Origin of the sequence: Streptomyces flavovariabilis, from assembly GCF_000725785.1 — a bacterium.
Lineage (GTDB): Bacteria > Actinomycetota > Actinomycetes > Streptomycetales > Streptomycetaceae > Streptomyces > Streptomyces hawaiiensis.
On sequence record NZ_JNXD01000001.1, the window covers coordinates 730,205 to 744,807 of the forward strand.

10 protein-coding genes and 1 pseudogene are annotated in these 14,603 nt (G+C 70.4%); 7 read left to right on the forward strand and 4 right to left on the reverse strand.

All coding sequences use genetic code 11. The features are described from left to right. Nucleotides 1-76 precede the first annotated feature (76 nt). From IO24_RS0103250 to IO24_RS41930, 4 genes and pseudogenes are all read left to right on the forward strand, one after another. Nucleotides 77-406, forward strand: coding sequence for a plasmid mobilization protein (locus IO24_RS0103250; protein ID WP_234335135.1), 330 nt, complete (start codon nt 77-79; stop codon nt 404-406). Continuing rightward, nucleotides 403-888 (forward strand): PIN domain-containing protein, encoded by a 486-nt coding sequence (locus IO24_RS0103255; RefSeq protein WP_031131552.1) that lies wholly within the window; start codon nt 403-405, stop codon nt 886-888. Before IO24_RS0103250 ends, IO24_RS0103255 begins: the two co-directional genes overlap by 4 nt. 462 nt (nt 889-1,350) lie before the next feature. Next, a pseudogene (locus IO24_RS46185) lies at nt 1,351-1,458 on the forward strand (DUF397 domain-containing protein); the annotation flags it as partial. A gap of 765 nt (nt 1,459-2,223) precedes the next feature. Then, the gene (locus tag IO24_RS41930) at nt 2,224-3,078 is read left to right on the forward strand and encodes a hypothetical protein (protein ID WP_157851232.1); all 855 of its coding nucleotides are present in this window, start codon (nt 2,224-2,226) and stop codon (nt 3,076-3,078) included. 180 nt (nt 3,079-3,258) lie between these two features. On the opposite strand, the gene IO24_RS0103270 is transcribed toward IO24_RS41930, so the two are convergent. The 4 genes from IO24_RS0103270 to IO24_RS0103285 form a co-directional block, all read right to left on the reverse strand. Continuing rightward, entirely contained in the window at nt 3,259-4,629 is a 1,371-nt protein-coding gene (locus IO24_RS0103270) for an AAA family ATPase (RefSeq protein ID WP_031131555.1), read from the reverse strand. Beyond that, nucleotides 4,626-6,143, reverse strand: coding sequence for a hypothetical protein (locus tag IO24_RS0103275; protein ID WP_031131557.1), 1,518 nt, complete (start codon nt 6,141-6,143; stop codon nt 4,626-4,628). The genes IO24_RS0103270 and IO24_RS0103275 overlap by 4 nt, the downstream gene beginning before the upstream one ends. Next, nucleotides 6,140-7,258, reverse strand: a complete 1,119-nt coding sequence (locus tag IO24_RS0103280; RefSeq protein ID WP_031131559.1) for a hypothetical protein — start codon at nt 7,256-7,258, stop codon at nt 6,140-6,142. Before IO24_RS0103280 ends, IO24_RS0103275 begins: the two co-directional genes overlap by 4 nt. 90 nt (nt 7,259-7,348) lie before the next feature. Then, nucleotides 7,349-8,224 carry a hypothetical protein gene (locus tag IO24_RS0103285; RefSeq protein WP_031131561.1) on the reverse strand — a complete coding sequence of 292 codons (876 nt, stop codon included), beginning with the start codon at nt 8,222-8,224 and terminating at the stop codon, nt 7,349-7,351. Between the two features lie 135 nt (nt 8,225-8,359). Between IO24_RS0103285 and IO24_RS0103290 the strand changes: the two genes are divergently transcribed. From IO24_RS0103290 to IO24_RS0103300, 3 genes are read left to right on the forward strand one after another with little or no spacing between them, the layout of a single operon-like run. Further along, nucleotides 8,360-10,000 carry a PD-(D/E)XK nuclease family protein gene (locus IO24_RS0103290; protein WP_031131563.1) on the forward strand — a complete coding sequence of 547 codons (1,641 nt, stop codon included), beginning with the start codon at nt 8,360-8,362 and terminating at the stop codon, nt 9,998-10,000. Further along, on the forward strand, nt 9,997-11,172 hold the full coding sequence (locus IO24_RS0103295) for a pPIWI_RE_Y domain-containing protein (protein ID WP_031131564.1): 1,176 nt from the start codon (nt 9,997-9,999) through the stop codon (nt 11,170-11,172). Before IO24_RS0103290 ends, IO24_RS0103295 begins: the two co-directional genes overlap by 4 nt. Further along, on the forward strand, nt 11,165-14,602 hold the full coding sequence (locus tag IO24_RS0103300; protein WP_031131566.1) for a pPIWI_RE_Z domain-containing protein: 3,438 nt from the start codon (nt 11,165-11,167) through the stop codon (nt 14,600-14,602). The genes IO24_RS0103295 and IO24_RS0103300 overlap by 8 nt, the downstream gene beginning before the upstream one ends. Nucleotide 14,603 lies beyond the last annotated feature (1 nt).

The window sequence follows — 14,603 nt, forward strand, 5'->3', positions numbered from 1 at the left end:
GAGAGGCGGCGTGCCCGGTTGCCCACCCCGACCGCACGCACTCGCACTGTCGTCATACGCGTATTACGATGCCTTCGTGGCAAAGGCGCGCATCACCATCAGCTTGGAGCAGGACCAGGCCGAACGCATCAGGCAGCACGCGGAGCGGGCGGGCATGGACGTCTCGGCCTACCTGGTGCACGCAGCAACGCGCCAGATGGCCGAGAGCGATGCCATAGAGGAACAGTTCGCCGAGGTGGACGCACTCATCGTCCGGGCGGAGCGGGCAGCGGACGGACTGCCTGCCGAACCCGCCCCGGAAGCGGCCGCGGAACTGACCGAGCAGGAACGCCGCGAGGTCGAGGAGGCCCTGGGCCTCGTCCACGGCCGGGACCGGCAAGGCCGCCGTCCGGGGCATGCCGCGTGAGCGCACGGGTGCCGGTCTACGACACCGGCATGCTCATCGCACTCGCCGACCGCAAGGCGAAGGCAGTGGCTCTCCACGAGGGACTGCGGACGGTCCCGCACCGGGCGCTGGTGCTCGGACCCGTCCTCGCCCAGGTGTGGCGCCCCCAGCCGGGCTTGGTGCACGCCCTGTCCGGCGTCCTGAAGGACTGCACGGTTCCTCAGGCCCGTACGTCCGAGCCGCCCATGCGTGAGACGAAGGCGGGCCGTCCGGAGTGTCTGGCCTGTGCGACGGGCCCGGACCTCGCGGACTGGCGGCGCATCGGCACCGCTCTGGGGCGGGCGGCCCTGCCGGCGAAGAAGAGGCCGGACGCGGTGGACGCCTGGGTGACACTGGCAGCGGCCCGGCACGGCAGCGCGGTGATCTTCACGACCGACCCGGGGGACATCCACGCCTATCTGACGGTCCTCGCGCCGGCGGACGTGCACGTCGTTGCCGTCTGACGACCTGCAGTCACGCTCCCGGCCCGTCCAGTGGCCGCGCAGGCGGTGAACGAGCCGTCGGCAGGAGCGCGGCGTGGGGGTGCTCGACGCCCTTCAGTCGCCGAGGGTCAGTCAGGCGACTCCTCGGAAGTCGGCGGTGTGCTGCACGTCAGCCCTGGCCACGACGTCGGGGGCGAGCCAAATGCGCGACGACCGGCCCTCACAGCCAGAGTGGCCATGGCAGCGTTGGCGCCCCCACCAATCACAGCGCCGATACCGAACGGTGCCACTCGACCGAGAACGATGATTCCCTGCTTGGTCCCGAACTTCGTGACGAAGTTCTTCCCCCAGGATCTTGTTGATCTGACGCAACGTCTCGACTGGCACCTTGGCGACAACCTGCCGTCCCCAGTGTTGCCCCGTGCGCTCGGCGACCTTGGTAATGGTGGCGGAGCCGCTCCCGCCGAGCATGATTCCCAAAACACCGAACAGGCCGTGTGCGTACGGGACTCCAAGGATGCGGCGCGCCCTCACTTCGCTGTCGGCCGCGAGGAGTGGTCGCGGTACGTGGGGTACCTGACGGACGTGTGAGCGGTGGTGCGGCAGCGCGGTGGCCCACAGTAGTCGGAGGAGTTCTCGGGCACTGGCGGGTGCCAGTGCGGGAGCGCCGGTGCGGGACCGGGTGACGGCGAGGGCGGTGACGGCGAGCATCCTGATCAAGAGCCAGCGCATCCACGAGTCCCAGCAGGTGGTCTGGTCTTCGTCGAGTCCACACGTGCCCCTTGGGGCTGGAAGTCCCCCTTGCCCTTCCACTTGCTACACGCCCTTTCCTTAAACCGGCCAGGGCGGTGGGTAGGGGTGGAAGGAGAGCTCACCGCCGTAGCGGTGGCGGCGGTTAGGCAGGTGGGAGACGCCGTCAGGGGTGTGGTCCACCCGCGTGCACGTCGACCATGGCCCAGTCGTGGAGTCATGATTGGCGACGTGCCGCTCGCCCAGTTCCCCCCGAGCGGCCCGAAGTGTCTCTGGGTGCAAGGCCATGAACAACTCGCCTGTCTACGCGAGGGATTGGCTCAGTGAGGAGTAAGGCTGAAAGATTACGCTAGTTAGTATGATTAGCTGAGTTGCGGTTAAGATCGCTACGTGTGTGCGGCTGACCTCACCCAGGACGCGGCGGGCTCCGTGCCGGACGTCGACTTCGAAGCGCGAGTGCTCGTGTGTCCGGCATACGGAAGCAAGGAGTCGCGTAGACATTGGCGCGACACGCTTGAGCAGGAAGTGCCCTTCACTGTGGAGGCCTTGACGAGGTATCTGTCGCCTCGACAGCTTGAGCAGCTCAGCCGCTTACATCCTGCGGGTATGGCCCGCTTCTGGGGTGCCACATCGACTCATGACAAGGCCATGTCCAGCGTTCGTACTGGCGACGTGGCTCTGTTCACCGGGGCGAAGAAGGTGCTTGCTGTAGGAGAAGTCGGCGTCATCTTCGTCAACCGTGAGGTCGCCGACACGCTCTGGCCACCATCGCCCGGAGGTAAGAGTTGGCATACCGTGTACAGCCTGCGGGACTTCGTCCCAGCTGAGGTTCCATACGAGGAACTGGCTGAGCTGATCGGATATTCTAAGAACTACGGCTTTCCCGGCCAGTTGGTGCTCGAAGGTGACAAAGCCCGAGCTGTCATCGAGGGTTTGCGCATAACCACCAGGACGATGCTGGAGCAGCTCGGCGTCGAGAAGCCGCCTGCCCGCGATCCGCTCCCGATTCAGCGGGCGGCATTGGAACAGCAGCACACGCCGGTCGTCAGCTTCGAGCGCGCGGCGACGACGACCCTCTACAGGCGTGACGAACAACCATTGGTCATGGAGTTCTGCGCCACGCTCACCGTTGCTGCTGAGCGCTTCCGCTCCCCAGCCGGTCTCTGTGACATCTATATACAGGGGCCTGACAGTGTGGAGGTGATCGAAGCGAAGAGCCGCACCGAGCACGCGTACGTGCGTGAAGCCCTCTCCCAGTTGTTGGACTATGCCCCGCACAGTCCGCGTCCTGTGGACCGGCTTGCCGTGCTGCTCCCTGATCCGCCCGACGAGCGGGAACTTCAGCTGCTGCACCGGTATGGCGTCGATTGTGTTCACCGGGTATCTCCCGGCGTCTTTCGGAGAGTCTCGGCACCCGACGACAGGCGGCATCTGATGAAAAGACTGTGGACGGAGAGCTGAGTCCATCAGCCGCACCGGTGAACCTGGCCACGAGCGCCGTGAGAGCGACACCGGCTGAGACGACGTGACGAAGAGCTGAACGACCGCCAGAAATACCGCCGTTCATCCGCAGCACTGACGATGGCGGAGAGCTGTCGTACATTCGCGGTAACGCACGCGGCACGACAAGGGGCGCGCCCGTCAGCCACGTGCTCTGTGTTCCCCCCGCTCCAACCACCCCATAACCACCTGATGCGCCCGCCACCCATCCGGAAACTTAGGCGGCACGTCCAGGTACACAGGACTGGTCCGCGGATGCCGGTCCAGCAGATCCCGGATGCCGGCGCGGGCCACCACGACGCAGGCGAACCGGTGGCGGGACAGCAGGACGCACAGGCGGCCCGTCTCCAGGTGGAAGTCGGAGGCGTCCTGGCGGCCGGAGAGCGGGTGCCAGACGAGGGTGACGTCGAACTCGCGGCCCTGGAGGCGGTTGGCGGTGTCCACGGTGATGCCGGTCGTACCGGTGAGGCCGCGGGCGGCGAGGCGGGAGCGGACCGCGTCCGCCTGCACGGTGCGTGCCGTGCCGATGGCGATGCGGTCCGCGGTCAGGGGCTCCCCGTTGACCAGCGCACCGCGCTCCAGCAGCCGGGCCGCCGTCGCCGCGAGGGCATCCGCCACCTCCGGGTCCTGGTCGAGGGTGTGGCGGGCGGGGAGTTCCAGGTGGCCCCAGCCGGAGTCGGCGGCCCGGGCGAGGACGTCGTCCAGCGGGCCGGAGCCGTGGGACAGGCTGGCGTACGACAGCACGCGCTCCGGTGCCGTGGTGCCGGGGACGAACCGGTAGAAGGGGTAGAAGGCCTGTTCGACCAGGGGTGCCGCCGTCTCCGGCAGGCGCCAGGAGACGGGGAGCTGGTGGCGTAAGAGGTCGGGGTTGTGGGCGAGCGTGACGTCGACCGCGTTGCGCAGGGGGTCCCAGGTCAGGCCGTGCCAGCGGTCGGTCTCCACGGTGGCGAAGGGGTCGAGCTGGCCGGGGTCCCCGACGAAGAGGACCCGCGAGTCGGCCTGGGCGAACAGCGGGGCCGTCGCCAGGAGCCCGTCCGAGCGCATCTGGTATGCCTCGTCGACGATCGCCCACCGCCACGGCGCGCACTTCTCCGGGGTGACGAACGACCACTTCTTCGCGGTGGACACCACGACGGGCAGGTCGCGCAGGTCCGTCACCTGGCTGCTCCCGGTGACGTTGGGGTGCCGGGTGACGCGGGGCGGGAGGACGTGGCCGCCGGCGTGGAGGCGGCCGAGCGCCAGGCCGGGATGCTCCCGCGCGATGCGGTCCACCAGGTCGTCGACCTGCTCGTTGGTCTGCGCGACGATCATGAGCTGGTGGCCCGCGGACGTCAGGTGCCCGGTGGCCTTCACCACCAGCGTGGACTTCCCGGCTCCGGGAGGCGAGTCCACGACGACGCCCCGGCCGGGCGCGGTGTCGAGGCTGGTCAGGATTCCCGCGACCGCCCGGTCCGCGCGTTCGCCGGGGGTGAGGGCTTCGGGCTCCCCGGTGTCGGGAAGGAGGGCGGTCACTCCCAGGTCTCCTCTGCGTCCTCGTCGGTGGGTTCGTACGGCTGGGGCGGACCGCCGTGGGTCCAGGGGGTGTTCTCCTCGTCGGGCAGGGCGGACGGCATGGCCGTGGGGTTGAGCGTGGTGTACGTCAGTTCCTCGCCGGTCTCCGCGAGGGTGCCGGCCGGTGCGGGCGGCTTCTGCTTCCGCGCGAAGCCGCCTTTGAGCTGGAGCACCACGACGTGGCTGCCGTCGTCCTCCTGCCGTACTTCGAGGATCCGGGCTCCCTGGCCGGGGCGGGCGGGGGACTTCACCTCCGTGCCGACCGCGAGGCCGACGCGGGTGTCGGTGCCGGTGCGGAGCGTGATCGTCGGGCGCCACACCTGGGAGCCGGGACGGTCGCCGGGGACGAAGCGGTCCTCGTCTCGGGCCGTCACGGTCCCCGTGAACGCCTCGCCGGTCAGCTCGTACTCCGCCATCACCAGCGGATCGTCGTACGCGCGCTCCGCCTCGTAGCGGGCGACCGCGTCCTCCAGCCGGGCCAGGCGGCGGGCGGCTCTGACGGCCTGGTCGCGGCGGGCCTGCGGGCGGCCGTCGGCGTCCAGGTACTCGGCGTACTCCGAGAACCAGCGCCGGTCGAGGGCCCAGCGATCGGGGACGTGAGCGCCCTCCGGCAGATCGCGGAGCAGTTCCACGCCGCGCCACATCAGCCGCCAGGTGGGCAGCATCTGGCCGCTCAGCTCACGGTCGATCTGGCGGCCGACCGCCTCGCGTCCGCGCTCGTCGGACGCCTCGTCGTAGCGTGTCATCAGCTCGTGGAGGGTCCGGTCGAAGACCGGGTCCGTGGATGGGCCGGACGGCGGCCACACGGCGGGGTCCTCCGCCTCCCGCGCCGCCCGCGCGCCGTCGTTGCCCTCCGGCGGATCGATCCAGGCGAGCAGGGACGCGAGGTGGGAGTCCTCGGAAGGGCTCTGGCCCGTGGCCCAGTGCGCGGCGAGCAGCCGGGTCATCGCGAGCAGCACACCGGAGTTCGGGAACTCGGCCAGCTCCGCGCACCAGGTCAGCCACTTGCCGAGGGTGGGCACGGACGGGTCGACCGCGTACGGCCCCTCGGTGGCGCGCAGTCGGGTCAGTCTGCCGAGCAGGCGCACGTACGCGATGCCCTCGCCGTTCGGCACGAGGAGCTGCGGGGCCCGCTGGAAGCGCAGGCGTTCCTCCTTCTCCTTGCCGCGGCCCACGGTGTAGGGCTCCGTCTCCGTCCGGCACCCGTCGATGTACGCGAGGAGGAGTGCGGCGAGGCGCTCGGCGAACCGGAAGCGTTCGGCGCGGTTGCGCGGCTGGCGGACGGTGAGGAGGGTCGGGTGCTCGGGGTCCGTGCCCGCGAGTGCGGCCAGGGGCGCGCACGCCTCGCCGGCGAGGGTGAGCGGTACCAGGACGAACGGCTTGTCGTCCATGTGCTGGTGGCGGACGGTCGTCAGCGGTTCGGCACGGCCGGTGCGGGACGCCGTGAGCGCCGCGACGGTGGACAGGACGCTCATGCGGCCCCCCGGCGGAGTCGGCGCAGCCGGGCGGCTGCGCGCAGCAGGTCGGCGGCTTCCGCCTCGGCTTCTCCCGGGGCGGCGACGCCGTCCAGGTAGTCGAGCGCGGTGCGGGTGGAGTCGATGCCCGGCAGGTTGTTTCGCACGCCGCTGCCCAGGCGGGCCGGCGAGGCGCATCCGTCGGCCTCGTCGCGGCAGTAGCGCGCCATCTCGCAGAAGGACAGGCAGGAGGGCGCGTACGACGCGTCCAACGCCTCTATGGAGGAGGAGAGTTCGTCCGCTCTTCGGGTCGTGTCCAGGGTCGCCGTCTCGGGGAGCCCGGCCGCGAGGTCCTCGGCGCGCCGCAGCCGCGAGAGCTGGAACTGGAGGGCGTCGAGTTCCTGCCGGAGGTCGATCAGGCGGCCGTAGGGTCGGTTGGAGAAGTCCTTGGGGCAGACGAGCAGGAACTTGTGGGAGATCTGCTCGGTGGGCAGGCCGGCGGTGTTGAAGGCGCGGCGCAGGGCGAGGACGTACACCGCGGCCTGCTTGGCCGCCTCGGCGACGGCGGTCGGGTTGGCCTGGCCGTCGATCGCCGCGAACGAGCGGATCAGGACGGCGTGGAACTTCCCGTCGATGCGGTGAGTGAGCGCGTCCGGCTCCAAGTACGCCGTCTGACCGGCGACTTCGAGGGTGAGTACGGGGCGGTCGAGGATGAGCCGTACGTCCTGGCCGGAGGCCACGTGCGCGATGAGGCGGCGGGTCTCCCGCTCGCGCACGTGCAGGGCCGTGTTGCCCCCCACCTCGTTGAGGTCGGTGACATGGGCCTCCGCCACGGGGACGGAGAGCTGCTCGCGCAGCAGTCGGATGAGCTCGGCGTAGCCACCCCACTTCACGAGGCCGTGGAACGCCTGTTCGCGGGCGAGGGCGAAGGGTGACTGGCCGAAGCGCGGTTCGTATCCGACCTGCTGGGCGAGTAACGCCTTGTCCACTCCGGTGGCGTCGAGGACGGCGCGGCGGGCGCAGGCGGGGTTGGCGGTCAGGGCGGTGATCTTGCGGGCGGTGTATGGCTGAGGGGGCTGCGGTCCACGCAGTCGCGCGAGTCGGCCGTCGGGAGGTTCGGACTGCTGCGAGGGCATCGTCTCTGCTTCGGGAATGTCTTCGGGTACGTCTTCGGGAACTCACCGGCGTGCGAGGCGTCTGACGTCATCGCCGTCGGGAAGTGGGCGTCAGGACAGGGTGCCACCCGCGTCGCGCAGGGCGTCGCGCATCGGCGCCGCACCGAACAGTTGCTGTACGTCCGCGAGTTGGGCACGGGCGCGTTGCGCGGCCGCTTGCCGCTGCTGGTCGTCCTCCTGCTGGTGGACGGCCGCTTCGGCGTGCGCGGCCGCGATCACGCGGACGGGCTCGGGTTCCGGGGCCGCGGCGTCGTAGGCGCCCGGGATCGTGAGGGCGAAACGGCGCAGCAGCCGCCAAGCCGCGTCGGGGGCCGGATGCCCCGCGGTGGTGAGCCGCTGGATCTGCTCGGCGGTCCCCACCGCGTGGGTGAGGAAGTCGGCGCGCGGGCTGAGCGGGCCGATGATCCGCCGTTCCACGGGCCAGGTGGACAGGGCCAGGAGTCCGCGTGCGGGGACGAGGCGGTCGTGGGTCAGTGCCGCGCAGATGTAGTACGGGCGGGCATAGCCCTGTGCTGTGAAGGAGCGCTCCTCGTCGCGGCGGAGGGACGCGAGTTTGGTGGCGACCAGCGACTCGGTGAAGAACGCCTCGTACGTGGACGAGATGAGTTTCGGGGAGGCCGGGGCGCCCAGCAGGGTGAGCGCCTGGTGGACCTGTTCGCGGATCGGGATGGAACCGTGCGTCGGGCGCTCCTTGCGGCGTGGTGCGCCTGTGGTTGCCGACGCCTGCGGGGCCGGGGGCTCGGTCAGGAGTGCCTCGCCGTCCGGTCCCGCCTCGGTCTCGAGGGCTTGCTCCCAAGCAGCCTCGGCCTCGCGCAGCGCGCGACGGATGCGCGCGGTTTCGGCCTTGTCCCGTGCGCGCACAGCACCGCGCAGCTCGGTGCGCAGGTGGGACAGGCGCTGCTCGAGCTCCTCCAGTGATGCCGCCATGCGGGGCAGCTTAGCGCAGGAACCAACCTGTGCCAATAATTTCCAATGAGTTCCAAGATTCCTGCTACGGTCGAATGCGGCGGCGCACCCGGCTGGTCCGAAGGGTGCCGTCTGTTCCGAGACAAGGGGGAGGCAATGAGTCACGACACGACGGCATGGCACAAGCCGCACTGGCTGACGGGGGACGACGGCCTCGTGCGCGTGGGGCCCGGCACGGGCGGGAGCGAGGAGCACACCTGCCCCTCGCACGCCGCGGCCAAGGCCCGGCCCGGTCTCTTGCCGACCCGGCGTCTCCGGCTGCCGAAGCCGGAGCTCGAGACGTTCACCCTCGGGCCGGTGATGGACGCCGTCGACCGGGTCGAGTTCCACGGTGAGACACCCGACCAGGCCCTGGCGGGGCTGCACTCCCGCACCCCCGCTCTCCACCCTGGTCACCTGACGTATGCCGAGCACGCCCTCCGTACGTACGTGGGAGCGTGCGCCGGCGACGGTGAGCAGCGGCTGCGGCCGGTCCGTCCGTACTGGGTGGCCCAGCGGGAGAACGGCAAGTTCTGGGAGATGTACGCCTGGTGGCGCAGGTACGAGTCGGCCGGCGGACGGCTGCGCGAGTACCGGCGGCTGCGGCACGGCGAGGCCAAGGACTCCGAGCCCGGCGAAATCGCCATCGCCGTGTACGTGGCCGTTCACGGGCGCCAGGCGGCCTGGCCCCGGAAATGGGCGCGCGCGTTTCAGCCGTACGGGCCCAGTGTCCGGCCGGAGCGGGTGCGTGTCGTCGAAGTCGGGCTCGCCGACGCACGGCCACGCGTGCAGTTCGACGGGACGGCCGAGGAGGCCGAGGCGTACTACGCCGAGCACGGGCACGCGCACGTGGCCCGTGTCGTGACGGGCGGCAGGCCGGCACCCGGCTCGTCCTGCGTCGACTGCAAGCAGTTCACGGGCTGCGAGGCCGTGCCGCGCAGGCCCGGCGTCCTCGGACTCTCCTCGCGAGTGGCGCCGCTGAGGAAGGTGTCGATCAGCGATCTGCGCTATCACGCATCCTGCCCCGCGCAGGGATTCCTCCGTGCCCTGCACCTGCCCAAGTCCGACGAGTACGGCAGCGCGGCCAGGCTCGGCCAGGCGGTGCACGGCTGGATCGAGGAGCTGCACCGGCGCCCGGGCTGGCCGCCGTGCACGGCCGGGGACATGCCCCCGGAGGGCGAGAACTGGACGGAGGGACGCTGGCGGGTCTCCGACGAGGACGCCGCGACCGGTCGGGACATGCTGCTTCACCACGTCGACGCCTGCCCCTTCCAGGACGCCGCCCTCATCCAGCGGGTCGAGCCCGAAGCCCTCCGAGTCGTCCACGACACCGCGGCGCAGGCCGTCGTCATCGCCAAACCCGACCTGCTCTACCAGGAGGACGGCTCGTGGGTGTGGCGGGAGCTGAAGACGACACGGAAGCGGCGCCGCCACCACGAGGACCTTCTCGACACCTATCCCCAACTCGCCCTGGCGGTCACGCTCCTGGCGCAGGGTGCGCTGGACGGCGATCCGGACGGCTCGCGCGTCGAGGTGGAGATCCTCCGGCCGGACGGTTCCGATCCGCACGTGATCGACCCGACGGACCCCGGCCGGCAGCGGAAGGCGCTGTCGGTACTGCGGCGGTACGCCGGTCCGTGGCGGGAGGACGAGGCAGGGGACGCCCGCCCCGGACCGCATTGCCGGTCCTGCCCGGTGTCCCGGTGGTGTCCCAGCGCCGCGCCTGACGGCACCGTCGCGGGAGAGGGGGCGGCGTGACCACGACCGACACGAGGAACGCACGGCCCGAGGACGCCGCCGGCACGGACGAGGCGCTGCTTCGCCAGATCGCCAGCGCCCTGGCGTGCCTGTCCCGGCAGAGGACCGTACCCAACCCGGTCTACCCGGCGAAGGTGCAGAACGCGTACAACCGACTCGTCGTGCACTGCCTGCGCCGGGGCGAGGAACCGCCCGGCAGTGTGCCGCAGATGGTCCGCTGGGCCTGTGAACGGCCTCTGACCGAGTGGCCGTTGGAGCTGCCGCCCGACAACTTTCCCGGAGCCGCCCTGCTCGTCGATCCGGAGACCCGGCTGCCGCACCAGCTGTGCCTGGAGTGGGAGGTGAGCGCGGCCGACCCGGCCGCCGAGCTCTTCGAGAACGAGCGCATCCGGGAAGCACTCGCCGTGTGCCGTGCGGCCAAGTCTCCGCAGGCGTACACCGCGTTCCGGGCCCTGCTCACCTCCAGGCCCGTGCTGACCGGCGCCGAGCTGGCGCTGCTCGGCGGCGATCCCGACTGCGGGATGCTGCTGCACGACGTGATCAAGCGCTGCTACGAACCCGTGCCCGCCTCCTACCTGCGGCGCGGCACGTACCGGCAGTGCGCTCGCTGCCGCTGCCTGATGGTGCCGCTGCTGCACGGCGGCCACCGATGCGAACTGGACCGGTGCCGCCGCGACGGCACCTCGGACGAAGGCACGCCGCTCCGCGCAGACAAAGGCGGCGTCTTCCAGCTCAGCCGCCCCCTGCGGATGTTCATCACCAGCCCCGGGCTCGCGGAGACCGATCTGCAAGCCGCCCTGGAGAAGAAGTTCGGAATCACCGCCGAGATGTGGCCCAACTACGACGCGTACGACCTTCGCGTCCCCCTGCCGGGGCGACGGCACTGGGCGGTGGACGTCAAGGACCGGGTGAACCCCGTTCTCCTGGCGCGCTCCCTCACGCCCTTCAGGAACGAGCCGCCGTACGACCGGGCGTTCCTCGTCGTGCCCCGCTACCGCTTCCGCGACAACGAGGCGTACGGGCGGCAGTTCCGCCGCAACCTGCCGGACGACCTGTCCGACCGGGTCACCCTCCTGGACGACCAGGCCTTCCTGCGGCTGGTCGCCGACGAGATCTCCACCCCGCGCGACAAGGCGCGGGACCCGCGGACCGAAGGAGGACGCCGTGCGTGACCGCAGAGGATGGCACCGGCGCTGCTCACCGCAGCAGCTCACCGAGGTGTGGCCGGCGAATCTCGGCAGCTTCCGCCCCGGCGACCTTCTCGACGTCGAACTGGGCCTGTACCTCCTGCAGGACGTGACGCCCACCCGCACGGCCGCCGATGTCTGGCCGCTGCTGGGCGGTTACCCGTACAGCGAGGTGTTCGGAGACGTCCGCACCGACGAACAGCGGCTGCGCGTTCTGCGCGCCCGCCACTACCTGTGGGACATGCGGCGACGGCACGCCTGGTCGGAGGCACTGGCCGACTACCTGAAGGTCCCCCAGCACCTGCGCGGATACGACATCGACGGAACCGGCTCCGTGCCGAGCCGTCGCGAGCCGTCGCGCGCCACACGCCGTTTCGAGATCTTCGAAGAACTGCTCAGCACCGCTCCGCGGTTCGCGACACGATCCATTCCGTTCGCCGAGGCGGGAGAGCACACCTTCCGGGTGCAGGACCGTACCCACTCGGTGGTGTTCGACGAGGAACTGCTGACGGACACCCTGCCGCGCGCCCACGTACTCGACGCACCACCCGCCGGGCAGGGAGAGCCCGTCGACGTCACCTGGAAAGAGCTCGAAAAGGCCGCCGACGAGATGGACGCCGCCGAGGCGACGGCGCCGCAGGGAGCGTGGGGCGGATGGGCCGGGCGGCTCCGGCGAGTGAAACTGCTCGTGCGCGACACGGAACTCGGCCGCTTCACCGAACAGGGACGGCTGAGGATCGACCGGCTGCTGCACCTCGTGGGGATGGTGGGAGCCGGCAAGTCCACCCTCCGGGACATCCTGACCTACCACCTCGTGACCCGAACACCCCGTCGGGTCACCATCGTCGTCGGCGACGTGGCCGAGACGCTCGCCGTGGTGGAGCAGTTCGACCGGCTCGGTGTACGGGCGGCGCCGATCCTCGGGCACTCCACCAGGGAGCGCAACATCAACCGGCTGCACCGCCGCACCGCCACGGCCGGCGCCGCCACCATGCTCGGGCACGACCACGCGGGCTTCGCCCACCTCAGCAGCGCCTGCCCCGTCGACGTGCTGCGCGGTTTGGAAGCCCGCCGCCCGCTCGGCGTCCGTGAAGCACCGTGCATCACGCTGTACACCGTCCCCGAGCAGGAGACCACGGACGGCGATCCCCTCCTCGACGACGAGAACAGCACGCAGCGCGACCCACAAGGCCCGAAGCCACAGCGGAGACTGTGCCCGTTGTGGAACCGCTGTCCGCGCCACCGCGGGGCCCGTGATCTGGTCGACGCACAGGTGTGGGTCGCCACCCCGGCCGGTCTGGTGCACAGCTCCGTCCCGCTGCACCAGCACCAGGAACAGCTCCGGTACCTCGAACTCGCGTGCCGGCTCAGCGACCTGATCATCGTCGACGAGGCGGACCGGGTCCAGATGCAGCTCGACACAGCCTTCGCGCCGGCCAGCACTCTGGTCGGCAAGGCCCCGAACTCCTGGTTCGACGAGGTCGCCGTCCACAAGTTCCAGCAGATGGCCCGGGACGGGCGGCTCCAGCTGTCCGCCCGTGACGTCGACGACTGGACCAACGCCGTCAACACGGTCAGCGCAGCCACCGACCGCCTCTTCGCCCTGCTCGTCAAAGACGACAAGCTCAGGCGGTGGATCAGCGTCGACTACTTCAGCGCCTTCACCCTCCACAACCTGCTGCTGGACAGCTGGTTCCCGGGGCGGAAGGAGGGCGAACGCCCACCTGCGGCGGCCCGGACGCTGGACGGTGCGCTCGGCCGGTTCCGCGACGACCCGCTGCACGAGCAGCAGAGCACGGGAGACGACGATGAAGTGACACCCTTGGTGAACACCTTCGTCCACCTCACCCTGGAACTCCTGCACGCGCCCCAGGGAGCACGGACGCGTGAGAGGCTGCGCGACACGCTCACCGGCATCGTCGGAGACGACAGCACGGTGCTCGCCGACGCCGGCCTCCAGGCCCGGCGCTTCGAGTTCACCCTGCTCCTTTCCGCCCTGCACAGCCGTCTCGACTTCATGACCACGCTGTGGCCGCGCGTCGAGGCCGCCCTCAATCTTGAGAGCGCCTCGAACGTGCTCTCCCGCAGGCCCCCGAAGGACTACGAGGCGGTCATCCCAGAGTCGCCCATGGGTAACGTGCTCGGCTTCCAGTTCCGCCACGACGACCGTGAGCGTGACGGCGACCGCAGCGGTGAACTCCGCTTCTTCCACTGCAACGGTGTGGGCCGCGAACTGCTCATGCGGCTCGGTGACCTGTGCGCCGTGGACGGCCGCCCGGGCCCGCACGTCCTGCTCATGTCCGCGACGAGCTGGGCAGGTACGTCGAGCAGATACCACGTGCACGCCGATGTCGGGGCTGTACTGCGTCCTCACGATGAGGAAGTGGAAGCCGTCCTGGGCAGCGAGTTCCGCAAGGAGTTCCTGTACTGGCCCGGGAACGCCCGGCCCAAGCCGCTGCGCCTGTCCGGCTGCGACCCCGAAGAACGGCCGCAGGCCCTTCTCCACATGCTGCACCAGCTCGCGGTGCCCGACCGGAGCCTGCCCGACGCCGAGAGCATGCTGGACGCCGAGCTGAAGGAGATCGACGATCCGGACCGCCGCCGCATCCTGTTGCTCGTCGGCAGCTACGACGAGGCACGCCGGGCCGCCGAGTACCTCAACCAGATCCCCGAGTGGAACGGCCGCGTCACCCGGCTCGTGTCCGACGACGCGGACTCCGACACCGCCTGGACCCGGCTGCCGGAGAATGCCGCCGCACGGACCCTGCCCCGCGGTGACGTAAAGGCATTCCCTGCGGTCGGCGGCGACATTCTCGTCGCGCCGCTGCTCGCCGTGGAGCGAGGACACAACATCGTCCTGCGCGGTGGCAAGGCCGCCATCGGCACCGTCTACTTCTTGGCACGCCCCCACCCTCGGCCCGACGACATCTCACTCGCCATTCAGTCCATCAACGACTGGGCCGTACGCCAACTCCGGGACCCCGGCGGATCCTTCCGGCAGAACGCGCTCGCCGCCGCCACCCCCGACCAGGCGGCCGTGGCGTTCCGCAGCCGCGCACGCCGTCAGTGGAACCGCTTCCTCACCCGGCGGCTGGCCTGGTCCAGCCTGCGGGACGAGGAGAAGGCGGCGTTCACCTGGGACCAGCTCGTCGTCATGTGGCAGGTCATCGGTCGTCTGGTGCGCGGTGGCGTGCCGGCCCGGGTGGTCTTCGTCGACGCGGCTTTCTCCCCGCGAGAAGCCGGATTCCAGGACACGGACACCCCCGACACCAGCCTGCTGGCGAGCATGCGTGAGGTGCTCGCCCCCTACTTCGAGGACGGGAACGCGGCGGAGCGGGACCCCGCCCCGATCGACAAGTCCCTCGTCCGTGAGCTGTACGAACCGCTCTACCGCGCCCTGGTGGACATGAGCTGAC